Origin of the sequence: Pseudomonas sp. SK2, from assembly GCF_016772395.1 — a bacterium.
GTDB lineage: Bacteria > Pseudomonadota > Gammaproteobacteria > Pseudomonadales > Pseudomonadaceae > Aquipseudomonas > Aquipseudomonas taiwanensis.
The window spans coordinates 4,066,373-4,091,642 of sequence record NZ_CP061944.1 but is presented as its reverse complement, the minus strand read 5'-3'; the positions used below and the strand labels follow the sequence as shown (position 1 = coordinate 4,091,642).

The 25,270-nt window shown below is 61.8% G+C and carries 24 protein-coding genes; 12 read left to right on the top strand and 12 right to left on the bottom strand.

The genetic code is table 11. The features are described 5' to 3' along the window. Positions 1–10 precede the first annotated feature (10 nt). From IF103_RS18395 to rpoS, 3 genes are all read left to right on the top strand, one after another. A complete protein-coding gene (locus tag IF103_RS18395) occupies positions 11–649 on the top strand; it encodes a protein-L-isoaspartate(D-aspartate) O-methyltransferase (protein ID WP_162144446.1) in 639 nt (212 codons plus the stop codon). A gap of 181 nt (positions 650–830) precedes the next feature. Further along, on the top strand, positions 831–1,688 hold the full coding sequence (locus IF103_RS18390; protein ID WP_104881352.1) for a peptidoglycan DD-metalloendopeptidase family protein: 858 nt from the start codon (positions 831–833) through the stop codon (positions 1,686–1,688). 108 nt (positions 1,689–1,796) lie between these two features. Then, positions 1,797–2,804 carry an RNA polymerase sigma factor RpoS gene (gene rpoS, locus IF103_RS18385; RefSeq protein WP_023381945.1) on the top strand — a complete coding sequence of 336 codons (1,008 nt, stop codon included), beginning with the start codon at positions 1,797–1,799 and terminating at the stop codon, positions 2,802–2,804. Between the two features lie 548 nt (positions 2,805–3,352). On the opposite strand, the gene fdxA is transcribed toward rpoS, so the two are convergent. Together fdxA and mutS are read right to left on the bottom strand one after the other, a co-directional pair. Next, positions 3,353–3,676 carry a ferredoxin FdxA gene (gene fdxA / locus IF103_RS18380; protein WP_004375459.1) on the bottom strand — a complete coding sequence of 108 codons (324 nt, stop codon included), beginning with the start codon at positions 3,674–3,676 and terminating at the stop codon, positions 3,353–3,355. Positions 3,677–3,816: 140 nt separating this feature from the next. Further along, positions 3,817–6,390, bottom strand: coding sequence for a DNA mismatch repair protein MutS (gene mutS, locus IF103_RS18375; protein WP_027907392.1), 2,574 nt, complete (start codon positions 6,388–6,390; stop codon positions 3,817–3,819). 164 nt (positions 6,391–6,554) lie between these two features. On the opposite strand from mutS, the gene IF103_RS18370 reads away from it, so the two are divergent. The 3 genes from IF103_RS18370 (at position 6,555) to recX (ending at position 8,686) form a co-directional block, all read left to right on the top strand. Next, positions 6,555–7,037, top strand: coding sequence for a CinA family protein (locus IF103_RS18370; protein ID WP_023381943.1), 483 nt, complete (start codon positions 6,555–6,557; stop codon positions 7,035–7,037). Positions 7,038–7,139: 102 nt separating this feature from the next. Next, positions 7,140–8,207 carry a recombinase RecA gene (recA, locus tag IF103_RS18365; RefSeq protein WP_023381942.1) on the top strand — a complete coding sequence of 356 codons (1,068 nt, stop codon included), beginning with the start codon at positions 7,140–7,142 and terminating at the stop codon, positions 8,205–8,207. A gap of 8 nt (positions 8,208–8,215) precedes the next feature. Then, positions 8,216–8,686 carry a recombination regulator RecX gene (gene recX / locus IF103_RS18360; protein WP_023381941.1) on the top strand — a complete coding sequence of 157 codons (471 nt, stop codon included), beginning with the start codon at positions 8,216–8,218 and terminating at the stop codon, positions 8,684–8,686. A 57-nt stretch (positions 8,687–8,743) separates the two neighbouring features. On the opposite strand, the gene IF103_RS18355 is transcribed toward recX, so the two are convergent. Then, positions 8,744–9,862 carry an LOG family protein gene (locus tag IF103_RS18355; RefSeq protein WP_023381940.1) on the bottom strand — a complete coding sequence of 373 codons (1,119 nt, stop codon included), beginning with the start codon at positions 9,860–9,862 and terminating at the stop codon, positions 8,744–8,746. Between the two features lie 305 nt (positions 9,863–10,167). Between IF103_RS18355 and IF103_RS18350 the strand changes: the two genes are divergently transcribed. Next, complete coding sequence (locus IF103_RS18350; RefSeq protein WP_023381939.1) at positions 10,168–10,371, top strand: hypothetical protein; 204 nt, start codon at positions 10,168–10,170, stop codon at positions 10,369–10,371. On the opposite strand, the gene IF103_RS18345 is transcribed toward IF103_RS18350, so the two are convergent. Beyond that, entirely contained in the window at positions 10,372–10,791 is a 420-nt protein-coding gene (locus IF103_RS18345; protein WP_023381938.1) for a quorum-sensing-regulated virulence factor family protein, read from the bottom strand. Between the two features lie 223 nt (positions 10,792–11,014). Here IF103_RS18345 and IF103_RS18340 point away from each other — a divergent pair, with 223 nt between their 5' ends. From IF103_RS18340 to IF103_RS18330, 3 genes are all read left to right on the top strand, one after another. Continuing rightward, positions 11,015–11,725: a tRNA-uridine aminocarboxypropyltransferase gene (locus IF103_RS18340; protein WP_202675549.1), complete on the top strand. Its 711-nt coding sequence runs from the start codon at positions 11,015–11,017 to the stop codon at positions 11,723–11,725. Between the two features lie 179 nt (positions 11,726–11,904). Next, positions 11,905–12,555: a response regulator transcription factor ErdR gene (gene erdR, locus IF103_RS18335; protein WP_023381936.1), complete on the top strand. Its 651-nt coding sequence runs from the start codon at positions 11,905–11,907 to the stop codon at positions 12,553–12,555. 73 nt (positions 12,556–12,628) lie between these two features. Next, positions 12,629–12,991, top strand: a complete 363-nt coding sequence (locus IF103_RS18330) for a diacylglycerol kinase (protein ID WP_104881353.1) — start codon at positions 12,629–12,631, stop codon at positions 12,989–12,991. Here IF103_RS18330 and finR read toward each other — a convergent pair. Then, on the bottom strand, positions 12,988–13,914 hold the full coding sequence (finR, locus tag IF103_RS18325; protein WP_023381934.1) for a LysR family transcriptional regulator FinR: 927 nt from the start codon (positions 13,912–13,914) through the stop codon (positions 12,988–12,990). The two genes, IF103_RS18330 and finR, sit on opposite strands and share 4 nt — an antisense overlap. Positions 13,915–14,032: 118 nt before the next feature. Between finR and fpr the strand changes: the two genes are divergently transcribed. Next, positions 14,033–14,812: a ferredoxin-NADP reductase gene (fpr, locus tag IF103_RS18320; RefSeq protein ID WP_023381933.1), complete on the top strand. Its 780-nt coding sequence runs from the start codon at positions 14,033–14,035 to the stop codon at positions 14,810–14,812. Positions 14,813–14,932: 120 nt separating this feature from the next. On the opposite strand, the gene tsaA is transcribed toward fpr, so the two are convergent. The 5 genes from tsaA to rimO all read right to left on the bottom strand — a co-directional run bounded on the left by tsaA (position 14,933) and on the right by rimO (position 18,858). Beyond that, positions 14,933–15,634 carry a tRNA (N6-threonylcarbamoyladenosine(37)-N6)-methyltransferase TrmO gene (gene tsaA, locus IF103_RS18315; protein WP_023381932.1) on the bottom strand — a complete coding sequence of 234 codons (702 nt, stop codon included), beginning with the start codon at positions 15,632–15,634 and terminating at the stop codon, positions 14,933–14,935. 6 nt (positions 15,635–15,640) lie between these two features. Then, positions 15,641–16,102 carry a YehS family protein gene (locus IF103_RS18310; RefSeq protein WP_027907394.1) on the bottom strand — a complete coding sequence of 154 codons (462 nt, stop codon included), beginning with the start codon at positions 16,100–16,102 and terminating at the stop codon, positions 15,641–15,643. A 47-nt stretch (positions 16,103–16,149) separates the two neighbouring features. Further along, positions 16,150–16,860, bottom strand: a complete 711-nt coding sequence (locus IF103_RS18305; protein ID WP_202675547.1) for an rRNA pseudouridine synthase — start codon at positions 16,858–16,860, stop codon at positions 16,150–16,152. A 121-nt stretch (positions 16,861–16,981) separates the two neighbouring features. Further along, complete coding sequence (locus IF103_RS18300) at positions 16,982–17,440, bottom strand: GNAT family N-acetyltransferase (protein WP_023381929.1); 459 nt, start codon at positions 17,438–17,440, stop codon at positions 16,982–16,984. An 86-nt stretch (positions 17,441–17,526) separates the two neighbouring features. Continuing rightward, the gene (gene rimO / locus IF103_RS18295) at positions 17,527–18,858 is read right to left on the bottom strand and encodes a 30S ribosomal protein S12 methylthiotransferase RimO (protein ID WP_023381928.1); all 1,332 of its coding nucleotides are present in this window, start codon (positions 18,856–18,858) and stop codon (positions 17,527–17,529) included. Positions 18,859–19,092: 234 nt separating this feature from the next. Here rimO and IF103_RS18290 point away from each other — a divergent pair, with 234 nt between their 5' ends. Beyond that, positions 19,093–21,003 (top strand): potassium transporter Kup, encoded by a 1,911-nt coding sequence (locus tag IF103_RS18290; RefSeq protein ID WP_104881355.1) that lies wholly within the window; start codon positions 19,093–19,095, stop codon positions 21,001–21,003. A 125-nt stretch (positions 21,004–21,128) separates the two neighbouring features. On the opposite strand, the gene IF103_RS18285 is transcribed toward IF103_RS18290, so the two are convergent. Further along, a complete protein-coding gene (locus tag IF103_RS18285; protein ID WP_202675546.1) occupies positions 21,129–22,421 on the bottom strand; it encodes a virulence factor family protein in 1,293 nt (430 codons plus the stop codon). Beyond that, a complete protein-coding gene (gene mprF, locus IF103_RS18280; protein WP_202675544.1) occupies positions 22,421–25,063 on the bottom strand; it encodes a bifunctional lysylphosphatidylglycerol flippase/synthetase MprF in 2,643 nt (880 codons plus the stop codon). Before mprF ends, IF103_RS18285 begins: the two co-directional genes overlap by 1 nt. Between the last annotated feature and the right edge of the window lie 207 nt (positions 25,064–25,270).

Below are 25,270 nucleotides of genomic sequence, written 5' to 3'. Positions count from 1 at the left end.
CGGAATCGGCATGACTTCCCAGCGGACCCGGGAACGGCTGATCCAGCGTCTGTGCGAGGAGGGCGTGTCGAACACCAAGGTGCTCGACGCGATCCGTCGCACGCCGCGCCATCTGTTCGTCGACGAGGCCCTGGCCCATCGCGCGTATGAAGACACCGCGCTGCCAATCGGCCATAACCAGACCATCTCCCAGCCGTTCATGGTGGCCCACATGAGTGAGTTGCTGCTCGAAGCCGGCCCGTTGGACAAGGTGCTGGAGATTGGTACGGGATCAGGTTACCAGACGGCGATCCTGGCCCAGTTGGTCGAACGGGTTTTCTCGGTGGAGCGGATCAAGGTCCTGCAGGACCGGGCCAAGGAACGCCTGGTCGAGCTCAACCTGCGCAACGTGGTGTTTCGCTGGGGCGATGGCTGCGATGGCTGGCAGGCCTTGGCACCTTACAATGGCATCATCGTCACCGCGGTGGCACCTGAGGTCCCGCAGGCGCTGCTCGACCAACTGGCACCAGGCGGGCGCATGGTGATTCCCGTGGGGCCGGCGGGCGAGGTGCAGCAACTGATGTTGATCGTCCGTGAGGAACACGGTTTCTCCCGGCGTGTGCTGGGCGCCGTGCGCTTCGTGCCGTTGCTCAACGGCCCGCTGGCCTGAGCCGTACGGAATATTTGCGCAGACGCAGAATTCTTGCGGCAAGGCCCTGTCTATCTGCGGTGCGGTCGAGTTGTTCTCAGGCTGCGCCGAGCTCTCCCAAGGCGGACGGGCTCAGTTATAATTGCAACAATATTGCATTTCTTATCGTCATATCGTTTTGGGCACCATGAGGGGAGCGCGGGTGGGTCACACAGTCGTTCAGCAGCGCAGGGATCGGTCGGGTTTGAAGCTTCTGGTGATCGCACTGGCCATGGGCAGCCTGCTGACCGGCTGCTCCAGCACCGGCTCGAGCGGCGCGCGGGTAGTCGACCGTAATACCACGGCGCCCAAGCGGCCAGCGGTGACCTCGGGTCAGTACATCGTCAAGCCCGGCGATACGCTGTTTTCCATCGCCTTCCGCTACGGCTGGGACTACAAGGAGCTGGCGGCGCGCAACGGCATCTCGGCCCCCTATACCATTCGTCCCGGCCAGGCGATACGTTTCAGCAGCGGTTCCAGCAGCACTACCACCGTGGTCTCCAGCCCATCGTCTTCGAGCAGGACAACGGTCACCCGCCGCCCGGTCACCAGCACGGTCACGACGCCCGCCAGCAATCGCAAACCGGCGACTTCGACGCCGGCGACCCCGGCACCGGTGGTCACTACCGTGCCTGCCGCCGAGCGTGCCGTGGGTGGTTGGACCTGGCCGGCGAACGGCGTCCTGATTGGAAAATTCGCTTCAAACGGTAGTTTGAATAAAGGCATTGATATCGCCGGTGATTTGGGACAGCCTGTTTTTGCTGCAGCTGATGGTTCGGTGGTCTACGCCGGCAGTGGCTTGAGGGGCTACGGCGAGCTGATCATCATCAAGCACAGTGATACCTACGTCAGTGCCTACGGCCATAACCGCAGGCTTTTGGTTCGGGAGGGGCAGCAGGTCAAGGCAGGGCAGTCGATTGCTGAAATGGGGTCCACGGGCACTGATCGGGTGAAGCTGCATTTCGAGATTCGCCGCCAGGGCAAACCCGTCGATCCGCTCCAATTCCTGCCACGCCGTTGATCGTTGTACCCGGCCTGTTCCTATGATGTAGAGGGGACAGGCTCCAGCGCTGCCAGGGAAACAGGTGCCGCTTGAGTCTGAGTTCGAACTCAGCAAAGGACTATAACAATGGCTCTCAATAAAGAAGCGCCGGAGTTTGACATCGACGATGACGTCCTCCTGATGGAGACGGGTATCGTTTTGGAAACGGATGTGGTGTCAGACGAACCTGCTGTACCTTCGGTTCGGACGAGGGCCAAGTCAGGCTCTACGCTCAAGCAACACAAGTATATCGATTACAGCCGGGCGCTCGATGCCACCCAGCTGTATCTCAACGAGATTGGATTCTCGCCTCTGCTGTCGCCGGAAGAGGAAGTGCACTTTGCGCGCTTGTCGCAAAAGGGCGATCCCGCTGGCCGTAAACGCATGATCGAAAGCAACCTGCGCCTGGTTGTGAAAATCGCGCGTCGTTATGTAAATCGCGGATTGTCGTTGCTCGACCTGATCGAGGAGGGCAACCTGGGGCTGATCCGCGCGGTCGAGAAGTTCGACCCGGAACGCGGTTTCCGCTTCTCGACCTATGCGACCTGGTGGATTCGCCAGACCATTGAGCGGGCAATCATGAACCAGACCCGCACCATTCGCCTGCCGATCCACGTGGTCAAGGAGCTGAACGTCTACCTGCGTGCCGCGCGGGAACTGACCCAGAAGCTTGATCATGAACCGTCGCCTGAAGAGATCGCCACCCTGCTCGAGAAGCCCGTCACCGAGGTCAAGCGCATGCTTGGTCTCAACGAACGGGTTTCGTCGGTGGATGTTTCCCTGGGCCCGGATTCGGACAAGACGCTGCTCGATACCCTCACCGACGATCGGCCAACCGATCCGTGCGAGCTGCTGCAAGACGACGACCTGTCGCAGAGTATCGACCAGTGGCTGGGCGAGCTGACTGACAAGCAGCGTGAGGTGGTGGTGCGCCGCTTTGGTCTGCGTGGCCATGAGAGCAGTACGCTGGAGGATGTTGGCCTGGAGATTGGCCTGACCCGCGAGCGGGTGCGTCAGATTCAGGTGGAGGGGCTCAAGCGGCTGCGCGAGATCCTCGAGAAGAACGGCCTGTCCAGCGAGTCGTTGTTCCAGTAACCAAGGCTGCAATGCAAAACGCCCCGATGACCTCGGGGCGTTTTTGTTTGCTTCATCGGCGTGCAGCATACCGCTGGCCAGCTGCGGCCCAGCAGGAGCCGGCTCAGCACCGATTGCCGGGCCGCGAAGCCCCAGCGCCACTATGTAAAGCGCTACCCCTGTAGCATCGTGTGTAAGCCTTTGCTTACTTGTTTTGTAAGCTTTCTACGGAAGTTCCAGTAAAAATTCTTCCGTTGCAGCACAAGACTTTTTCTAACTATTTGAAAAATATAGCTTATTTGGTTGTGAGGAAGTGTGTCCCCTGCAACATCTTGTGAGGTCTCGCAGTTGCCTGCTTGGCGCAAGTCGCTAGTATTCGAACTGTGCACACGGACATGCACAGGCTTTCAGGATGAAAGCCAAGGACATCGCAAGACGCGATTTCATCAGGACGATGTTTGGGACAAGCAGGGACTACGGAAAAAATGTGGGCGGGTCAAACCGCCCCTTTTTTTGCCCGCTGAACATGAAAAAAGGCCCTTTCGGGCCTTTTTCGTTGCTGGTCGCGATCAACGCTCCAAGTCGGCGATCTTGCCGGTTTTGCCATCCCACTCTTCAGCGTCCGGCAGGGCGTCCTTACGCTCGGTGATGTTAGGCCAGATCTCTGCCAGCTCGGCGTTCAGCTCGATGAAGTTCTCCATGCCCGCTGGAACCTCGTCTTCCGAGAAGATTGCTTGTGCCGGGCACTCTGGTTCACACAGGGCGCAGTCGATGCACTCGTCCGGGTGAATGACCAGGAAGTTCGGGCCTTCGTAGAAGCAGTCCACCGGACAGACTTCCACGCAGTCGGTGTATTTGCATTTGATGCAGTTGTCGGTGACGACGAAGGTCATTTCTAGTTCTCTCCTCAGGCGACGGCGGCGGCCCTTCCTCTCGGGGCCGCGCGGTTTGCGGGTGGTTGGCTGCAGGCCAGGCTAATAACCTGCAGCGCCAGCAAACCGCGGCGGATTCTACCAGCTTGTAGTGGGCGCCGTTATAACAGGTTCTTTAGTTGATATAGCGTTTCGATAGCTTGGCGAGGGGTCATCTCGTCCAGATCCAGCTTGCCCAGCTTCTCGATGGCCGGGTGTGGCAGGCTGGCGAATAGATCGCTTTGGTGGGGCACGTGCGGCTCGTCCTTGGCTTTATTCACCACCGGTGGCTCGTGCGGCAGGCTGGCGGTTTCCAGGCGCCCGAGGTGTTCGCGGGCGCGCTGGATGACCGGGCCAGGTACGCCGGCCAGTTGCGCTACGGCCAGACCGTAGCTCTGGCTGGCGGGGCCTGGCAACACGTGGTGCAGGAAGACGATGCGTTCGTTGTGCTCGGTCGCGTTCAGGTGCACGTTGGCCACCAGCGGTTCGCTTTCCGGCAGTACGGTCAATTCGAAGTAGTGCGTGGCGAACAGGGTGTAGGCGCGCAGTTGAGCCAGGCGCTCGGCAGCAGCCCAGGCCAGCGACAGTCCGTCGAAGGTGCTGGTGCCACGGCCGACCTCGTCCATCAGCACCAGGCTGCGGTCGGTGGCGTTGTGCAGGATGTTGGCCGTTTCGCTCATCTCGACCATGAAGGTCGACCGGCCACCCGCCAGGTCATCGCTGGAGCCGATACGGGTGAAAATACGATCGACAAGCGACAACTCGCAACGCGTCGCTGGCACGAAACTGCCGATGTGTGCCATCAGCACGATTAGCGCGGTCTGGCGCATGTAGGTGGATTTACCACCCATGTTCGGGCCGGTGATGATCAGCATGCGAGTGCTGTTGTCCAGGCTCAGGTCATTGGCCACGAACGGCGTGGTCAGTACCTGCTCGACCACTGGGTGACGGCCCTGTTCGATGCGCAGGCAAGGCTCGTCGACGAAGCTTGGGCAGTTGAGATCTAGGTTCAGCGCACGTTCGGCGAGGTTGCTCAGCACATCCAGTTCGGCCAGCGCCGCGGCGCTGTCCTGCAGTGGAGCAAGATGGCCGATCAGCGTTTCCAGCAGGGCGTCGTAGAGCATCTTCTCGCGGGCCAGGGCGCGGCTCTTGGCCGACAGCGCCTTGTCCTCGAAGGCCTTGAGTTCCGGGGTGATGAAGCGCTCGGCACCCTTTAGGGTCTGGCGCCGGATGTAATCGCCCGGCGCTTGTTCGGCCTGCTTGGTCGGCAACTCGATGTAATAGCCATGCACGCGGTTGTAGCCGACCTTCAGGTTGGCAAGGCCGGTGCGTGCTTTCTCGCGGGCTTCCAGGTCGATGAGGAACTGGCCGGCGTTCTCGCTCATCGCCAGCAGCTCGTCCAGCTCGTTGTCATAGCCGGCTTTGAGCACGCCGCCGTCGCGGATCACCGCCGGCGGGTTGTCGATGATCGCACGTTCCAGCAGGCTGGCCAGCTCCGGATAGGTACCGGTAATGGCCGCCAGGCGCGCCAGATGCGGCGCCTCCAGCTCGGCCATGGCGTTCTGCAGTTCCGGCAGGGCGCCGAGGGCATCGCGAAGACGTGCCAGGTCGCGGGGGCGGGCATTACGCAGACCAATACGGGCGAGGATCCGCTCGATATCGCCAATTTCCTTCAACTGCGGCTGGAGTTTTTCGAAACGATAGCCGTCGAGCAGGCAACGGATCGAATCCTGGCGCGCCTGCAGCACCTTGAGGTCGCGCAGCGGCCGGTTCAGCCAGCGGGTCAGCAGGCGGCTGGCCATGGCGGTCTGGCAGCGATCGATTACCGATTGCAGGGTATTGTCACGGCCACCCGCCAGGTTGATGTCCAGCTCCAGGTTACGGCGGCTGGCGCCGTCGAGGATCACCGTGTCGTCCATGCGTTCGTGGCGCAGGCTACGCAGGTGGGGCAGGGTGGTGCGCTGGGTTTCCTTGGCGTAAGTCAACAGGCAGCCGGCGGCACCGATGGCCAGGGTCAGTTTGTCGCAACCGAAACCCTTGAGGTCCTTGGTCGCGAACTGCTGGCACAGGCTCTTGCGTGCCGATTCCCGGTCGAAGTCCCACGGCGCACGACGTCGGGCACCTGGTCGCTTCTCTGCCGGCAGGCCCTGGGGCCAGTCGTCTGGAATCAACAGCTCCACTGGGTTGATGCGTTCGAGCTCGGCAAGCAGGTTCTCCCAGCCTTTGATCTCCTGCACGGTGAAGTTGCCACTGGTGATGTCCAGCACCGCCAGGCCGAACAGGCGCTCGTCACCCAGCAGGGCGGCGATCAGGTTGTCGCGGCGCTCATCGAGCAATGCCTCGTCACTGACCGTGCCGGGGGTGATGATGCGCACCACCTGGCGCTCGACCGGGCCCTTGCTGGTGGCCGGGTCGCCGATCTGCTCGCAGATCACTACCGATTCGCCGAGCTTGACCAGCTTGGCTAGATAGCCCTCTACCGAATGGAAGGGAATTCCGCACATGGGGATCGACTGGCCGGCGGACTGGCCGCGGGCGGTCAGGGTGATATCCAGCAGTTTCGCGGCTTTTTTCGCATCTTCATAGAAGATCTCGTAAAAGTCGCCCATGCGGTAGAACATCAGCTGGTCCGGGTGCTGGTTCTTCAGCTTCCAGTACTGCTGCATCATCGGTGTGTGTGCGGAAAGATCAGACATTCAGGGCCTTACAGCGGGTGATCTGGTTGGCGATTGTGAAACGGGCAATGGTACAGGCTTTTTCATCGAGATGCAGGCGGGCCCTGATGTCAGCCGAAGTGGTGGGGTCCCGTTTGGCGCGCGCGGGTGCTAGGGTTGTGGTCTGTCTTGTCGAGGAACCCTTCATGGATCCCATCACCACGCTTTCCACACGCCTGGGCGAGCACCTGCGACGTATAGGCGCGCAGGTCACGACGGCCGAGTCCTGTACCGGCGGCGGTATTGCCGAAGCCATTACCCGGGTGCCGGGCAGTTCGAGCTGGTTCGAGGCGGGCTATGTGACCTACTCCAATGCCCAGAAGACGCGTCAACTGGGGGTGCCCGCCGCCCTGTTCACCACGGTTGGCGCCGTCAGCCAGGAAGTGGTCGAGGCTATGGTTCGGGGTGCGCAGGCGGCCAGCGGGGCGCGCTTCGCCGTCGCGGTCAGCGGCGTGGCCGGGCCCGATGGGGGTTCGGCGGCCAAACCGGTGGGTACCGTATGGCTGGCGTGGGCCGATGGCGTCCATGTGCACAGTGAGCGCAGGCACTTTGATGGTGACCGCGAAGCGGTGCGCCGACAGACGGTGATCGCCGCGTTAGACGGCTTGTTACAGCTTGGCAGCGTTTAAATCGACGACAGGGGTTTGCTCAAACGAATCCCTGTGGAATAATACTGGCTACTTATACAGTTATTCGGGCCATCAGGGCCGGTCGATCACGTGAGGATTTCAATGGACGACAACAAGAAGCGCGCCTTGGCTGCGGCCCTGGGTCAAATCGAACGCCAATTCGGCAAAGGTGCCGTCATGCGCATGGGCGACCATGAGCGTCAGGCCATCCCCGCTATCTCCACCGGCTCCCTGGGCCTGGACATCGCCCTTGGCATCGGCGGTCTGCCGAAAGGTCGTATCGTCGAAATCTACGGTCCGGAATCGTCGGGTAAGACGACCCTGACTCTGTCGGTTATCGCCGAAGCCCAGAAGAACGGCGCCACCTGCGCCTTCGTCGACGCCGAACACGCCCTCGACCCTGAGTACGCCGGCAAGCTGGGCGTCAACGTCGACGACCTCCTGGTCTCGCAGCCAGACACCGGTGAACAAGCGCTGGAAATCACCGACATGCTGGTGCGCTCCAATGCCGTTGACGTGATCATCGTCGACTCCGTTGCAGCCCTGGTACCCAAGGCTGAAATCGAAGGCGAAATGGGTGACATGCACGTGGGCCTGCAAGCCCGCCTGATGTCCCAGGCCCTGCGTAAGATCACCGGTAACATCAAGAACGCCAACTGCCTGGTTATCTTCATCAACCAGATCCGTATGAAGATCGGTGTGATGTTCGGTAGCCCTGAAACCACCACCGGTGGTAACGCGCTGAAGTTCTATGCTTCTGTGCGTCTGGACATCCGCCGTACCGGCGCTGTCAAGGAAGGCGACGAAGTGGTCGGCAGCGAAACCCGCGTCAAGATCGTCAAGAACAAGGTCTCTCCTCCGTTCCGCCAGGCCGAGTTCCAGATTCTTTACGGCAAGGGTATCTACCGCAACGGTGAAATCATTGACCTGGGTGTTTCCCAAGGCCTGGTGGAAAAATCCGGTGCGTGGTACAGCTACCAGGGCAACAAGATTGGCCAGGGCAAGGCTAACGCCGCCAAGTTCCTGCAAGAGAACCCGGCCGTTGGCGCTGAGATCGAGAAGCAAATTCGCGAGAAACTGCTGAACGCAGGTGCTGTTGCTGCAGCAGGCAAGGCCGCTGCTGCCGAGGCTGACGCCGACGATATGGCCGACGCCGACGCCGGTTACTGATTGGCCCTATGTCCGCCGTACTCGACACCCCCGTCGCCGTTCGGCGGACAGCCATGGACCTGCTTGCACGCCGCGAGCATGGTCGAGTCGAGCTGACGCGCAAGCTGCGTCAGCGCGGCGCGCCGGAGGAGCTGATTCAACCTGAGCTCGACCGGCTTGCAGAAGAGGGGCTGCTCAGCGAAGCCCGCTACCTTGAAAGCTTCATCCGCTACCGTTCCAACTCCGGTTATGGCCCCGCACGTATTCGTGAGGAATTGGGCCAGCGTGGGCTGGACCGCAATGACGTCGACCAGGCACTACGTGACAGCGAGGTGAACTGGGCAGAGCGACTACAGGATGTCTGGCAACGCAAGTTCGCCGGGCAGCGTCCGCATGACCCCCGCAGCCGTGCCCAGCAGACCCGATTCCTTGCCTACCGAGGTTTCTCCATGGAGATGATCGGCCGCCTGCTTAGCGGCCGTGACCTCGATGATTACTGAGTAAAGGCCTGGCAATCGTAGGCGCCGGCTTGCTGGCATGCCCCCTCAAAAAAGCGTTCAGCTCACCTTCAAGGCCTCCCTGGCCCGCTGAGTCGTATGCATCGGCTCAGGTTTGGCCCAGTTTTCCGGCAGATTGATGAAGTCAACCAGTTCGCGCAGGCGCCCTTGGTCACGGCCATTGAAGGCAAAGCTCAGTCGCGTCAAATGGCTGAATTTGCCCAGCTCGTGCTCGGCACCACTGTCGGGTTGCTGGTGATACTTGCCGCTCAGGCGCAGGTCGGCGAAGCCCTCCTGGATGTCATACAGCGCTGCATCGCTCAGCGGATGATGCATACGAATCACGAACTGGTTCTTAAGCCAGCGGCTGGAGTGGTAGTTGCTGTAGAACTGGTTGATTTCCTCCACGGCTTCATCAGCAGAGTGCACGAGGCGAAGCAGTTTCAGGTCACTGGGCAAGATGTAGCGGTTCTCTTCCAACTGGCGGGTGAAGAAGTCCAGGGCATCTTGCCAGAAACTTCCACCGGGTGAGTCGAGCAACACTACTGGAACCAACGGGCTCTTGCCGGTCTGGATCAAGGTCAGCACTTCCAGTGCCTCATCCAGCGTGCCGAAGCCACCAGGGCACAGAACCAGGGCGTCGGCCTCCTTGACGAAAAACAGTTTTCGAATGAAGAAGAAGTGGAACGGCAGTAGCTTGTCGGTGCCGCCCACCGTGGCATTGGCGTGTTGCTCGAACGGCAGGGTGATGTTGAAGCCCAGGCTGTGCTCGCTGCCTGCACCCTCGTGCGCGGCGGCCATGATGCCACCCCCGGCACCGGTGATGACCATCATGTCGGAGCGCGCCACCGTTGCGCCCAGCTCGCGAGCCAAGGCGTACATTGGGTGCTCCAGCGGCGTACGGGCCGAGCCGAACACTGTTACCTTTCTGCGGCCCTTGTAGCGTTGGAGCGTACGGAACGAGTGATCCAGTTCGCGCAGTGCTTGCAGGGTGATCTTGGCGCTCCAGCGATCGGTGTCATCGTGGGCCATACGCAAAACGGTCAACATCATGTCGCGATACAAGGGCAGGTTGGGGCTGTCGGGAGCGACCAGTTGCAGTTGTTCGTCGATCTTGTTCAGGTCGATGCCGCTGTCCCTGAAGTGGTTGAACAAAAGCTCATTCGGTTGGTAAGGCATTCAACGTCTCCTTCTGCAGCAAAACCCCTGACCGGGCCGATGGAGTGGCTCGGCCGCGACACTGCGTGTGTCGCTGGCTGCTGTGGCTCGAGTGTGCATACCGAGCATTGCAGTAGGCCTTCAAGGCCCTGATGCAGTGGCAATCAATCCATCTTCTTTGATTTCAGGATCCTCGCTATCAATCTAGACCCTTGCGCATGATCGTGCCGCAGGGAGCGAAGTCGCCGCTCGTCGGCACATGGCCCATGGCGGTGCGGGTTTGGTTAACTGGGAAAGCGAATCGTGTCGATGCAGGAGGTGGCGGTATGCATCGCTTGGTCATCGAGGTGGACTCCCAGCTCTACCAACAACTGGAAAGTGCGGCGCATGATCACCACGTAAGCCTGGAGACCGAGTGCCGTCGCAGGCTGGCGACATTGGAGTGCCAGTCACGCTACCTGCAGGCGCTGCTGGCCGAGATGCGCGCCGAGGATGAGCCGCAGCGCGCGCGGAACGAGCAGGTGCTCTGATTACTTCTTCTTGTTGCCGGCAGTGCAGCTGGCGGCGTCGAACGCTTGGTCCATCACCGGCTGATTGGTCTTGTAGACCGTGAAGCGATAGACCATCACCGCGCCTTTGGACATCAAATTGCGGTAACCGCTGTTGCGGCACACGCTGTCGCCCAGCTGGCTGCGCACCTGTGCCGGGTTTTCCTGCATGCGTGCAGCGTGGCTGGCACGCACGCTCAAGTGGTTGATCAGGGCTTTGCCTTCGACGGTGTAACCCTGGTCGAGGATGTCTTCGTTGATGGCGCGTGGGGTGCCGACGCTGCTTTCCTTGGCGACCTTCTGCAGCAGCTTGTTCAGCTCGAACTCCTGCTTGGACGCCGCCTGGGCAGCCAGGGGCAGGGTGAGCAACAGGCTCAAGGTCGGGACGATAAGACGCAGCATGAATCTCTCCTGGTTCGATGACTGGCGCTTTGACCTGCGCCGGCAGTTGGCGTTCCCTGCCCATCCGCGTCATGGCGGATAACAGTGGGGCACCCAAAGGCCGATTATAAGGGAGCGACCGGCACGCCTGCACGGCAAATGGCAACCGCTCTGGTAGACTGGCGTTTTGTATTCGCCGAGTCATCGCAGTGACCCTTTCCAACCTCTCCCAAGGCCTGCCCGCATGAACCATGCGGTCGCGCGCCTGCGTGCCGAGCGCCTGGCGCGCAGCAACAAACCCTTCATTGCCCGTGGGTCGCGTGCCGAACGTTGCCCCGACTGCCGGGTGATCGCCACTCATTGCCTGTGCGCCTGGAAGCCCCGAGTCCAGGCGGATTCCGGTGTCTGCCTGCTGATGCACGATACCGAGCCACTGAAGCCGACCAATACCGGTTGGTTGATCGCTGACCTGATCGAGGACACCGCTGCCTTCGGCTGGTTGCGCACCTCGGTGGATGAGCGCTTGTTGGCATTGCTCGAGGATCCGCAATGGCAGCCCTACATCGTGTTTCCTGGCGAATTCGTTGCCCAGGAGCGCGTGGTCAGCCAGGTCGTACGGGAACCGGGCAAGCGCCCACTGTTCATTCTGCTCGATGCGACCTGGACCGAAGCACGCAAGATGTTTCGCAAGAGTCCCTATCTTGATCGTTTCCCGGTGCTGAGCTTGCAAGCCGAGCAGATGTCGCGTTACCGCCTGCGCCGTTCCAAGCGCGATGATCATTTCTGCACTGCGGAAGTCGCGGCCATGTGCCTGGACCTGGCCGGTGACAGCCGGGCCTCGCAGGCGCTGGATGCCTACCTGGATGTGTTCAGCCTGCACTACTTGAGTGGCAAGCGTCGCCTGCCGCTGAATGAGCAGGATGACATTCATCAACGTTTGCATACCTTCCTATAGTCCAAGGGGCAACAACACCCCGATGGTTCATAATGACGGAGCTGGCAGCCAGGGTGGGCGAGGCGGCAGGGTGATCGGCTTGACCGCCCCCAACCGTGCTCGGCATCCTTGGCGCCGATTCCCCGCCGGGCGCTCCCTTCCCCCGCATGCGCCTGGCACAGAACAGGATCCATAGATCGATGGCCACATACGAAATCCTGATTGCCGATGACCACCCGCTGTTTCGCAGCGCATTGCGCCAGGCGGTAACCCTGGGCCTGGGCCCGGACGTACGCCTGGTCGAAGTGGCGAGCATCGCGGAACTGGAAACCCGCCTCGGCGAAAAGGCCGACTGGGACCTGGTCCTGCTCGACCTGAACATGCCAGGTGCTTACGGTTTCTCCGGTCTGGTGCTGCTGCGCGGCCAGTATCCGCAAATTCCAGTGGTGATGGTCTCGGCCCAGGAAGAGGCGGCTGTTGTGGTCAAGTCCCGCGAATTTGGCGCCAGCGGTTTCATTCCCAAGTCCAGCGGGCTGGAAGTGATCCAGGATGCCGTGAGGAAAGTGCTCGACGGCGATGTCTGGTGGCCGCCCCAGGCCTTCGAGAAGGTCGACGTTTCCGCCGAGGCCAAGGCGGCCAGTGAAGGTTTGGCCAGCCTGACGCCGCAGCAGTTCCGGGTGTTGACCATGGTCTGTGAAGGGTTGCTGAACAAGCAGATTGCCTACGAACTGAATGTGTCCGAAGCGACCATCAAGGCCCATGTCACGGCGATCTTCCGTAAACTGGGCGTGCGTACTCGCACCCAGGCTGCCTTGCTGCTGCAACAACTGGAATCAGTTGCGGCCAGTTGACGGTTTGCTGCTTCACGCTTTTTTGACTTGCGCTGGTCTAGTCTGCCGGCCTTTTAACGGTGAAGTCACACCTATGTCGCCATTCAAAGGCCAGACAGGCCTCAAACGTATCGTCAATGCCGCCGGCTACTCCCTCGATGGCCTGCGCACGGCTTTCAAGGGCGAGGCGGCGTTTCGCCAACTGGTGCTGCTCAACGTCCTGCTGATTCCGACCGCCTTCTGGCTTCCCGTCAGTCGCGCGGAGCGGGCGATCATGATCGCGGTCTGCCTGCTGGGCCTGATCGTCGAGTTGTTCAACTCGGCGGTGGAGGCAGCGATCGACCGCATCTCGCTGGAGCGCCATCCTTTGTCGAAGAACGCCAAGGACATGGGCAGTGCTGCGCAGTTGGTAGCGCTGACCATGGTGGCGCTGGTCTGGGGTGTGATTCTGCTTTAAGCGATCGGCGGCAGCACGATTTCGTCGCTGCGAGTGAAGCCTGCGGTGAAGTTGCGGCACAGTTCGAGAAACTCGCGCATGGCCGAGGTCTGGTATTTCTGTTTGTGCCAGATGAAGTAGAACTGGCGCATCAGGTCGAGCTCGGGGGTTTCCACCGGTACCAGGCTGCCGCGCCGGAAAGCATCGCGCAACGCCAGGCGTGAGATACAGCCGATACCCAGCCCCGATTCCACGGCGCGCTTGATCGCTTCGGTGTGCTCCAGCTCAAGGCGAATGTTCAAGTTGGCGCGGTGGTGGCGCATGGCCTGGTCGAACGTCAGGCGAGTGCCTGAGCCTTGTTCGCGCAGGATCCAGGCTTCCTGGGAGAGCGTCTGGACGTCCGCCCGGCCGAGTTTGGCCAGCGGATGCTGCGGGGCACAGAACACCACCAGTTCATCCTCGACCCAAGGTTGAACCTCCAGGTCTGGGTGATTGCAGTCGCCTTCGATTAGACCCAGGTCAATCTCGTAGTGGGCAACCTGTTGCACGATATGCGCAGTGTTCTGCACATGCAGCTTCACCTGGCTCTCGGGGTGCACCTGCATGAAGCTGCCGATCAGCAGGGTCGCCAGGTAGTTGCCGATGGTGAGCGTAGCGCCAACAGCCAGTGAGCCGAAACCGGACTTGCCGTTGAGCAGGTCTTCGATTTCCTTGGCCTGGTCGAGCAGGGCGACGGCCTGGGGCAAGAGCTGGTGCCCCAGGGCATTGAGGCTCAGGCGCTTGCCGGCCCGGTCGAACAGCTGGCAGCTGGATTGACGCTCCAGTTCAGTGATCGAGGTGCTGGCCGCCGATTGCGACAGCGCAAGCACGCTGGCAGCGCGCGACACGCTTTGGTGCTGAGCGACGGCGACGAAGACCTGCAGCTGACGGAGTGTGAATCGCATATCTATATAACCGATAACACATATCTTGATAATTCAGTTAACAGATATTGTCGCTGCCCCTAAACTATCGCGCAACTGCGCGTTTTACGCGCTGCGTCTTTCTTCAGGAGCCCCATAAATGAGCAACATGAACCACGAACGTGTCCTCAGTGTGCACCACTGGAACGACACCCTGTTCAGCTTCAAGTGCACCCGTGACCCGGGCCTGCGCTTCGAGAACGGTCAGTTCGTGATGATCGGCCTGCAACAGGACAATGGCCGTCCGCTCATGCGCGCCTATTCCATCGCTTCGCCGAACTGGGAAGAGCACTTGGAGTTCTTCAGCATCAAGGTGCCGGATGGTCCGTTGACCTCCCAGCTGCAGCACCTGAAGGAAGGCGACGAGATCATCATCAGCAAGAAGCCCACCGGCACCCTGGTACTCGACGACCTGAACCCAGGCAAGCACCTGTACCTGCTGAGCACCGGCACTGGTCTGGCGCCGTTCATGAGCGTCATCCAGGACCCGGAAACCTACGAGCGCTTCGAGAAGGTCATCCTGGTCCATGGCGTGCGTTACGTGAACGAAGTGGCCTACCGCGAGTTCATCACCGAGCACCTGCCGCAGAACGAGTTCTTCGGTGAAGCGGTCCGTGACAAGCTGATCTACTACCCGACCGTTACCCGTGAGCCGTTCGAGAACCAGGGCCGCCTGACCGACCTTATGCGCAGCGGCAAGCTGTTCAGCGACATCGGTCTGCCACCGATCAACCCGCAGGACGACCGCGCCATGATCTGCGGCAGCCCAAGCATGCTCGACGAGACCAGCGAGGTCCTGGACAGCTTCGGCCTGAAGATCTCCCCGCGTATGCGTGAGCCGGGTGACTACCTGATCGAGCGTGCATTCGTCGAGAAGTAAGGCGGACGCTGGAACGCAAAAACGCAGGCCTTGGCCTGCGTTTTTTTATACCTGAGGTTTTTGTGCTGACATTATCGGCCCTATCGTCGGCAAGCCTGCTACAGGTGCACGGCAAGCAGGTCACTGGGCCTGATCAGGTACGACCTCCAGCACCCGAATCCTATCCGGCTGCGGATACTGCCACCTGACCTGCACATCCCAGAACTTCACCCCGTAAATCCGCTCCGGCGGCGGTACCTGATAGGCCGGCCGTGGGTCTTGGCCCAGGCACTGTTCGATCAGCTCGATCAGCGGCTCACCCAAGCGCAAGGCGTGATTCCGGGCCTGCAGCAAGGCGTTGTCGGACCATTGCACGGCAATGGCTTCTGGCGCGTCGCCAGCCATGTGGTTGTGGGCTTCGGCAATGCTGTCGGCATACGGTACATAGGGCTTGATATCCAGCACCGGTGTGCCGTCGAGCAGGTCGATCCCCGACAACAGCAGACGCCCAGGCTCCACGGCTTCCAGGCGAACCACCGACTGGCCGATGCCATTGGGCCGGTGGGTGGCGCGGGTGGCAAATACCCCCACGCTTTTGTTACCGCCCAGACGCGGCGGGCGCACCTTTAGGCGGGGCTTGTCCTCCAGCGCTTGGTGAAACAGAAACAGCAGCCACACATGGCTGACCTGTTCCAGGCCAGCTACCGCCTCGCCCTGGTCGAACGGCGGCAACAACTCCAGCACGCCCCGCGCGGCGGGTGCCAAGCGAGGCTGACGGGGGATGGCGAACTTTTCCTTGAAGCAGGAGTGGACGATGCCGATAGGTGAGACCGTATGCTGCATGGCCAATCAGCCGCGCACGCGCAAGGTCAGGCCCTTGAGGAAGTTGCGCAGCAACTGGTCGCCGCAAGGGCGGTAGTTGTCATGGCCGACCTTGCGGAACAGGGCACTGAGCTCGGGTTTGGAAACAGGGAAGTTGACCGATTTGAGTATCGCGTGCAGGTCATCTTCCTTGAGCTCGAAGGCCACCCGTAGCTTCTTTAGAATGGTGTTGTTGGTCACCGGCAGCTCGACGGGCAGCGGCGGGCGGCTGTCGTCCTTGCCACGGCGGTAGATCACCAGTCCGTCGAGGAAATGCGCCATGACGCGCTCGGGGCAACGTACGAAGCCTGCCTCGTCTTCTTTCTTCAGGTAAGTGGCGAGCACCACCGGGTGCACTTCGAGGCCGGACAGCCCGATGATCTCGGCCATCTTGGCGTCGTTCACCTTGAGCATGTAGCGCAGGCTGCGCAAGACGTCGTTGTGGTTCATTGTCGCTAAATCCTGTTCAAAGCCACGCCAAGGGCGTGGCGCTTTGCTTAGAAACGTTCGGTGCTGGCCAGGTAGCGCCATTGGCCCAGCGCCAGCTTGCCCATGGGTACACCGCCCACGCGAATGCGGCGCATGCCGAGCAACTCCAGGCGCAGGTAGGCGCACAGTTCGGCGATCTGGCCAGGTTGCGGGTTCTTCAGGGCCATGCGCAGGTGGGTCTCGTTCTGCCAGCTGGCCTTGGCCCTGGGCAGTTCCCGGTCATTGCGGGTGGCGCCACGGGCCAGGCGTTCCAGTGCCTGGGGCGTGGTCTGGCCGCGCACTTCGATGATGTACTCTTGCTCCATGCGGCGCAGGTCGGCGTCGATCTTGCGGGTCACCCGCCAGTCCTGGGTGAATACCTGCAAGCCACTGGCGCCGCGCTCGAGCGGCGCGATACAGGACAGCCGGGCAAAGTGCCCGTGCAAAGGGCGCACGCCTTCGCGGTGGGCTTCGCTGAGGTTGCCCATGTTGATGCTCGCACGAGCGGTCTCGCTGTCCAGGGTGGCCGGCTGGTTCATCAGCAGTGTCACCGGCTCCAGCGTCTCGGCCCGCGCGCCTGGCAGCAGTTCGATGCGCTGGCTGTCGACCTTGAACTGAGGCTGCTCGACCACCACGCCATCGACCGTGACCCAGCCACCTTCGATGTACAGCTCGGCTTCGCGGCGTGAGCAGCCGAGTTGCTCGATCAGGCGTTTGGACAGGCGGACGGGTTCAGACATGGCTGTAATTCGCAAAAACGGGGAAAGGCGACCATTGTACCTGCCTGCGCACTCCAGATGATGGGAATCTATGTCAATTCCGCCATTTCGGAAGCGTCGCACGCTCTGGTTGTCTTGTGTCCTAGGATGCGGTGCGAATCAGCTTCATGTGCAGCAGCGGGTAGGGCTGCCCCAGTCCGTCGGTTTCCGAGCGACCGACTACTTCGAACCCCTCATGCAGGTAGAAGCCCAGTGCCTGAGGGTTCTGCTCGTTGACATCCAGGCGTTCGGCATTCAGTTCTTCGATGGCGTAGTGCAGCAGCCGCTTGCCTACGCCGATGCCGCGACTTTCCGGGGCGACGAAGAGCATATCGACCTGGCCATTGGACACGCCGGCAAAGCCCAGGATACGCTGCCGGCGGTCTTTGCAGCAGATCAGCATCACGGCATCGAGGTAGCGACGCAGGACGTGCTCACGCAACAGCAGGATGTAGGATTCGGGCAAAAAATCGTGGGTGGCGCGCACAGATGCTTCCCAGACCCGGACCAGCTCGGGGTAGTCGCTCAAGTGCGGTGTGTGTAGCGTCATTGCCGGTGGCATCGCGGGGATCCTCAAGGTCCATTGAGATCACCATAGATGCAAAAAAATACCCCGCCAGTCGGCGGGGTATTTTTCGGTGCATTGCCTTAGAGGGGCTCTGCCCACATGTCGTATTCGTCGGCGTCTACCACACGGCAACGAACCTTGTCGCCCGGCTTGAAGCCGTGGTCGCCATCGATGAACACGCTGCCGTCGATTTCCGGAGCATCGAAGAAGCTGCGGCCGACCGAGCCTTGTTCTTCGACTTCATCGATCAGCACGTCGATTTCCTTGCCGATGCGCAGTTGCAGACGAGCCGCACTGATCGCCTGCTGGTGAGCCATGAAGCGGTCCCAGCGCTCTTGCTTGACGTCGTCAGGCACTTCTTCGAGGCCCAAATCGTTGGCCGGAGCGCCTTCGACAGGCGAGTACTGGAAGCAGCCAACGCGGTCGAGTTGAGCTTCGGTCAGCCAGTCCAGCAGGTATTGGAAGTCCTCTTCGGTCTCGCCTGGGAAGCCGACGATGAAGGTCGAGCGGATCACCAGTTCGGGGCATTGCTCGCGCCAGCTCTTGATGCGCGCCAGGGTGCGGTCTTCGAAGGCCGGGCGCTTCATCGACTTGAGCACCTTGGGGCTGGCGTGCTGGAACGGGATGTCCAGGTACGGCAGGATCTTGCCAGCGGCCATCAGTGGGATGACATCGTCGACGTTCGGGTAGGGGTACACGTAGTGCAGGCGCACCCAGGCGCCCAGGCTGCTCAGGGCCTCGCACAGCTCGAGCATGCGGGTCTTGACCGGGCGACCGTTCCAGAAATCGGTCTTGTACTTGACGTCGACGCCGTAGGCGCTGGTGTCCTGGGAGATGACCAGGATTTCCTTGACGCCCGCCTTGACCAGGCGCTCGGCCTCGCTCAGCACCTCACCCACCGGGCGGCTGACCAGCTTGCCGCGCATCGATGGAATGATGCAGAAACTGCAGCTGTGGTTGCAGCCTTCGGAAATCTTCAGGTAGGCATAGTGACGTGGGGTCAGCTTGACCCCTTGCGGCGGTACCAGGTCGATCAGCGGGTTGTGGTCCTGGCGTGGTGGTACCACTTCATGCACGGCATTGACCACCTGCTCGTACTGCTGCGGACCGGTGACCGACAGCACGCTCGGGTGCACATCGCGGATGTTGCCTTCTTCGACGCCCATGCAGCCGGTGACGATGACCTTGCCGTTTTCCTTGATCGCTTCGCCGATCACTTCAAGCGACTCGGCCTTGGCGCTGTCGATGAAGCCGCAGGTGTTGACCACCACGACGTCGGCGTCCTCGTAGGTGGGCACGACTTCATAACCTTCCATGCGCAGCTGGGTCAGGATGCGCTCGGAATCGACCAGGGCCTTGGGGCAACCCAGAGAAACAAAGCCGACCTTCGGCGTGGCGGGAGTGGTGGACATGGCTAACCTCGGTATTGAAACAGGCCACCCCGGCCTCTGGCGGGGCGATCCAGGCGGGCGTTTTTGGCGCCTCTGATCAAAAAGTGCGCAATTCTAGCGAGCGCGAGGTCGCTTGACCAGCAGAAATACGACGAACGCTGCGCTATGCTTCGCGCCGTTGCGTCCGGGTCTGTGCAGGGCCCAGGCGTGGGAGTGAATTCTATTGGCCTTCGGGGCCGTCTGCGGGAGTGGTCGATGGTTCAGGCAAGCAGTCACGCCGAGGGCGGGCACGGCGAGAAACAGGGCGCGGCTCGGTCGCTGGGCCTGCTCGTGGCAGCTGTTGGGGTGGTCTATGGCGATATCGGCACCAGCCCTTTGTACACACTCAAGGAAGTCTTCTCCGGGGGGTATGGAGTGCCGGTCAATCACGATGGGGTGCTGGGCATCCTGTCGCTGATTCTGTGGTCGCTGCTATGGGTGGTGTCGTTCAAATATGTGATGTTCATCCTGCGTGCCGATAACCAGGGGGAGGGCGGCACCATGGCCCTGACGGCGCTGGCGCGGCGGGCCACGGCGGCCTATCCGCGGTTGCGCACGCTGATGGTGGTCAGTGGCCTGATCGGGGCTTCGCTGTTCTATGGCGACAGCATGATCACTCCGGCAGTGTCGGTCCTGTCGGCGGTCGAAGGCATGGGCCTGGCGTTCGAAGGCATCGACCACTGGGTAGTGCCGATTTCGCTGGTGGTACTGGTGGCGCTGTTCCTGGTGCAGAAGCATGGCACCGACAAGATCGGCAAGCTGTTCGGTCCGATCATGGTGACCTGGTTCGTGGTGCTGGGAACGCTGGGGATTTATGGCATCTCGCAAAGCCCTGAGGTGCTCAAGGCGGTCAATCCGGGCTGGGCGGTGAACTTCTTCATCGTGCACCCGGGCATGGGGGTCGCCATTCTCGGCGCGGTCGTGCTGGCACTGACCGGGGCCGAGGCACTGTATGCCGACATGGGGCATTTCGGCCGCAAGCCGATCGCCCGCGCCTGGTTCGCATTGGTCTTGCCAGGCTTGGTGCTCAACTACTTTGGCCAGGGCGCCATTTTGCTGCAGAACCCCGAGGCCGCGCGCAACCCGTTCTATCTGTTGGCGCCAGGCTGGGCGCTGCTGCCTTTGGTCGGGCTTGCGACCTTGGCGACTGTGATCGCCTCGCAAGCGGTGATTTCCGGAGCCTTCTCCCTGACGCGCCAGGCGATCCAGCTGGGCTATATCCCGCGCATGCAGATCCAGCATACGTCCAGTCACGAGCAGGGGCAGATCTACATCGGTGCGGTCAACTGGACGCTGATGGCCGGCGTGGTAATGCTGGTGATCGGTTTCGAATCCTCTGGCGCCCTGGCTGCAGCCTACGGTGTGGCGGTGACGGGCACCATGCTGATGACCACGATTTTGGTGTCGGCCGTGATGCTGCTGCTTTGGAAGTGGCCGCCGGTGCTGGCCGTGCCGATTCTGCTGGGCTTCCTATTGGTGGATGGGCTGTTCTTCGCCGCCAACGTGCCGAAGATCGTCCAGGGCGGTGCGTTCCCGGTGCTGGCGGGCGGGGTGTTGTACCTGCTCATGAGCACCTGGAAGCGTGGCAAGCAGATTCTGGTGGACCGTATCGACGAAGGCGGCTTGCCGCTGCCGGTGTTCATCAGCAGCATCCGCGTGCAGCCGCCGCACCGCGTCGAGGGCACCGCGGTGTTCCTGACGGCGCGGCCTGATGCAGTGCCTCATGCCTTGTTGCACAACATGCTGCACAACCAGGTGCTGCACAGCCAGGTGGTGCTGCTGACCGTGGTCAGCGAAGACCGGCCAAGGGTGCCGGAGCAGGAGCGTTTCGAGGTGGAGGCCTACGGCGATGGGTTCTTCCGCGTGTTGCTGCACTTTGGCTTCATGGACGAGCCCGACGTGCCTGAAGCGCTGAAGCTGTGCCATCTGGATGAGCTGGATTTCAGCCCGATGCGCACGACGTACTTCCTCAGCCGTGAAACGGTCATCGCTTCGCGCCTGGAAGGGATGTCGCGCTGGCGGGGCAACCTGTTCGCGTTCTTGCTGAAGAATGCCAACGGCAACCTGCGATTCTTCAACCTGCCGTTGAACCGGGTGATCGAGTTGGGGACTCAAGTCGAGATCTGACGCGCATCGCGGCCTTGCGTAGCAGCCCTTCTGGATGCAGGGAGGCTGTGATCAGGGGCCGCTTTGCGGCCCATTCGCGACACAAAGCCGCTCCCACGGTAATCCTGTGGGAGCGTGGCTACGCCTCAGTTCTGTTCAGCGACGCTGGACTTGCCCTGACGGGTCTCGATCTCGCCGATCAGGCGCTTGGCCAAGGCCGGGTAATTTTCGTCGAAGTGGTGCCCGCCTGGCAGTTTCAGGCGCTCGCCCACGGCAGTCTTGTCGGTGCAACCACTTTCGTCGGTCTCTTCAACACCATAGACGCACACTACCTTCGACGCTGGCAGCTTGGCCATTTCCGGCCCGGTCGGCGCTTCCTGACCTTCCTTGCCCAGCCAGCCTTCGACTTCGATTTCGAAGCTGCCACTGCGGGCGAACGCCAGCAGAACCACGGCATCGACTCGCTGCTGATCCTCGACAGGCAGGCGGTTGTAAATGGCTGGCAGCACATCTGCGCCGAACGAGTAACCGGTCAGCACGAAGCGCTTGGTGCCCCATTTCTGACGGTAATGCTGCATCAGTTCGGACAGGTCGGCGGCACTTTGCTCCGGGGTCTTGTGCTGCCAGTAGTAACGCAGCGTGTCGATACCGACCACAGGGTAGCCGAGCTTGGCCATCTCACCCGCCACGTCGCGGTCGAGGTCACGCCAGCCGCCATCGCCCGAGAGGAACAGGGTCACGGTATCGGTGGTTTGGCCAGCCGGGACTTCCACCACCGGAATGGCAAGCGCGTTACCGTCGCGACCGACCAATGCCTGGGTCAACTGCGTCTTGAGTACCTGCGGCAGATGGATGTCGTAATCGCTGATGCTGGTCTCGGCATTGGCCTGGTCGCGCACGAACGCAGCGCTGGCGTCATCGGGGTTGTCGTTCCAGGCTACGTTCCAGTGACCGTGGGCCGCAGACTTCGGCAGGGCAGTGGCACAGCCCGGCTGTTCGAGGCTGAAGTCGACGGAGATGGCGCGGGCATTGTCATCGCTCTGACTGGCCAGCCAGCGCCAGGCTTGAGCCGCACCCGGGCCAATACCGGCAACCAGGGTCGGCTTGTCGGACAGTTGGCTCAGGGCCTGGTCCATCGCCTGTTGCTGTTTCGCGCAGTCGCTCGGCGGCAGAATCACTTGCACCAGTTGCGCTTCGCCAGCCTGGCTGAGGTCCAGCAGTTGCTTGCCGGTCAGGGCTTGGTCCTGGGGTACGCCGATGGCGACCCTGGCCTTGGCGTGAACCCCCGGAGTTACCCGGGTCATGCTGGTGCCGTCCAGGGTCAGCTGTTCAAGGCGCGCCTCGGGCGCCGGGCGAGCCCATAGCCAGAAGGCCAGGGCGCCGCACAGCGCGGCCAGCAGCAAGGGAACCAGTACGTACAACCAATAGCGTCGGATCATCAACGTTTCACCAATCCAGTCAGGCCGCCGGCAATCAGGGCGGCAGTGTCAGCCAGTGCCACCAGCGGGTCGAGCCCGGCCGGCACGGCCATGTAACGGGGTTCCCAGTCCGGTTGGAACTTGTCCTTGAAGCGCCGCAGACCCTGGAAGTTGTAAAGCTGCTCGCCGCGGCGGAACACCATCGAACCCAACCGCTGTGTCAGCGGGGCGCCACGGCGCGGTTGCAGGCCGGAAAGCGGAACCATTCCCAGGCTGAAGCGTGCGTAGTCTCGGCTTTTGTAATGCAGGATCAGACCGATCATCATGAATTCCATGGTCAGCTTCGGCGCTTCGGGGTGAGCGCGCATCAAGTCCAGGCTGGCCAGTTCGTTACTGTGGGTTTCCAGCAGGTTGGCGAAGGCCACCGGCCGGCCCTGGAAGCGAATCAGGGCGATACGGAAGTGCTGCAGGTACTCGGCGCTGAAGCGCCCGAGCGAGAAGCCTTTCTCGCGCACGTTCTTGCCGCCGAGCCAGGCGTCGGAAATCTCCTTCAGTTCAGCCAGGGGCGCTTGGCCGGGTTCGTGGATTTCCAGGCTCAGGCCATCGCGGCCGCCGCGGTTCCACGTGTAGCGCAGGTCTTTCATTTCCTTGCCTTTGGCTTCGAGGTCAAAGCGGCGCAGGTCGACCCTGGCCTCTTCGCCGAGCTTGAGCGCGGTCAGGCCGATATCCATATAGAAGGGCAGGTTCTCCGCTCGCACTTGGTAGAACACTGGGCGGGCATGATGGAGGTCGCACAGGTCGCGGAACTGCCAGATCATTTCGGCGCGCTCTTGCGCAGGGCCAATGGGGTCGTAAAGGGCCACCAGGCTGCGACCACGGCGCGCATACATCAGGAAGGCCTTGTCGCTTGGGTGGAACAGCAGCGCCTTGTCGCCAGTCAGGGCCAGGCCTCCGTCGGGTTGGTCGGAGGCCAGCAGAATCTGGTGGGCGCGCTGCAGTTCATCATCATCTGGCAGGTGGATCACTGGGCGGGCAGTGCGCAACAGCCAGGTCAGGGCGACGATCACCAGCAGTACCGCACTGCCCATCGCGGCGCGAAGACCACGCGGGGCATCGGCGTCCAGGGTGAACTGCCACCACAACTGGTGGCTGTAGGGCACATCCTGATAGGCGAACAGCAGCAACCAGACCGACGCTCCGACCACGCAGGCACTGGCTACCAGGTAGATTGGCGAGAATGGCAGTTCCAGCAAGCGGCTTGGGCGGTAGAACGAGCGACGGAACAACGCCAGCAAGGCTGCGGTCACGGTCAGCAGGCTCGCTTCTTCCCAGTCGAAGCCCTTGAGCAACGATAACAAGGCACCGACCAGCAGCAACACAGTGGTCAGTAGCCAGGCGGCCGACAGTCGGCGCCGCAAGCCTTGGGCCAGCAGCAGGCACAGGACACCGATCAGGCTGGCGCCAAAGTGCGAGGCATCGATCAGTCGGTGAGGTACGAGGAACCCCATATGTTCGAGGCGGGTGTCGATTTCCGGTGTCGCACCGGAGAACAGCAGGACCACGCCGGAGAGGAACACCAGGATCGCCAGGATCGGCGCCGCCAGCCCGGAGGCTGCCTTGATAGCCTGCTGGGCGAACAGTAAGCGACGGGCTTCGTTGGCCAGCAGCAGCACGCATGCCATCAGCAGCGGCAGCACGACATAGATCAGGCGGTATAGAAGCAGCGCCGCCGCCAGGGGCGCTGCGCCCAATTGGTCAGCGAAGGCTGCCAGCAGAATCGCTTCGAAGACGCCGACGCCACCCGGTACGTGACTGAGCACGCCTGCGGCCAGGGCCAACAGGTACACCAGCACGAACGCGCCAAATGGCGGAGCCTCTGGAAGCAGTAGATAGAGCACGGTGGCTGCCGCAGCGACGTCCAGGGCGGTGATCAGCAACTGCAGCAGCGTCAGGCGAGCCCCGGGCAGGCGCAGTGTACGGCGTCCGACTTGTACCAGCAGGTTGTCGGCCAAGGGTTGTTCGGCCTGGCGTCGGCGGTATAGCCCGATGACCAGCACGACGGATGCGGCCAGCACGGCAATCGCGATACCTGCCAACAGTGTTGGCGCCATATGCAAGGCGGTGGCTGCGGCAGAGAGGTCGCTCAAGGTGGCCAAGGCTGCCAGGGGAGGCAGCGCGCAGCCAAGGGAGAGACTGGCGAACACCGTCATCCGCGCAACTTCCCCGGCACCCAGCCCCTGGCGCGCATACAGGCGGTAGCGCACCGAGCCGCCAGACAGCATCGACAGGCCGATGGCATTGCCAATCGCAAACGCACTGAAACCACCCAGCACCAAAGTGCGTAGCGGCAGTTTCACGGCTGCGTAGCGGCTGGCCGACCATTCGTACCCGAGCAGGATCACGAAGCCCACCACGGCGGCCACGAAGGCGCCGAGCAGCGCACGGGTCGGCACGCTGAGCATGGCATCGTGCAAGGCATAGATGTCGAGTTCGCTCAACAGGTGCCGGCAGGCGATCAGGCCCATGGCGAACAGCAACAAGGTCACCGCCAGCCCGATGGGTTGGCGATAACGGCTTATGCGCTCCAGCCAGGTCAGCTGGTGCGCGGCGCTGGGTAGGGCCGAGGCGATGGTAGCCTGAGGCTCAGGGTTGCGGGAGGTCATGGGGTACCCCGTGCACACAGCGCGAGGTGGGGGAAAGGTGCGGCCAAGAGAAAGTCCCTTTGGAAAACGTATCCAGATATTACTCCGGGCGACGTCGCTTTTAGCCGTCCGAGCGGGTTAAAGATAGTTCATCCAATACACGGGGCCTGGCCGTAGGGGGGGGGTAAGGCGGGGAATTTCCTGGAGGGGAAAAGCAACAAACCCCGC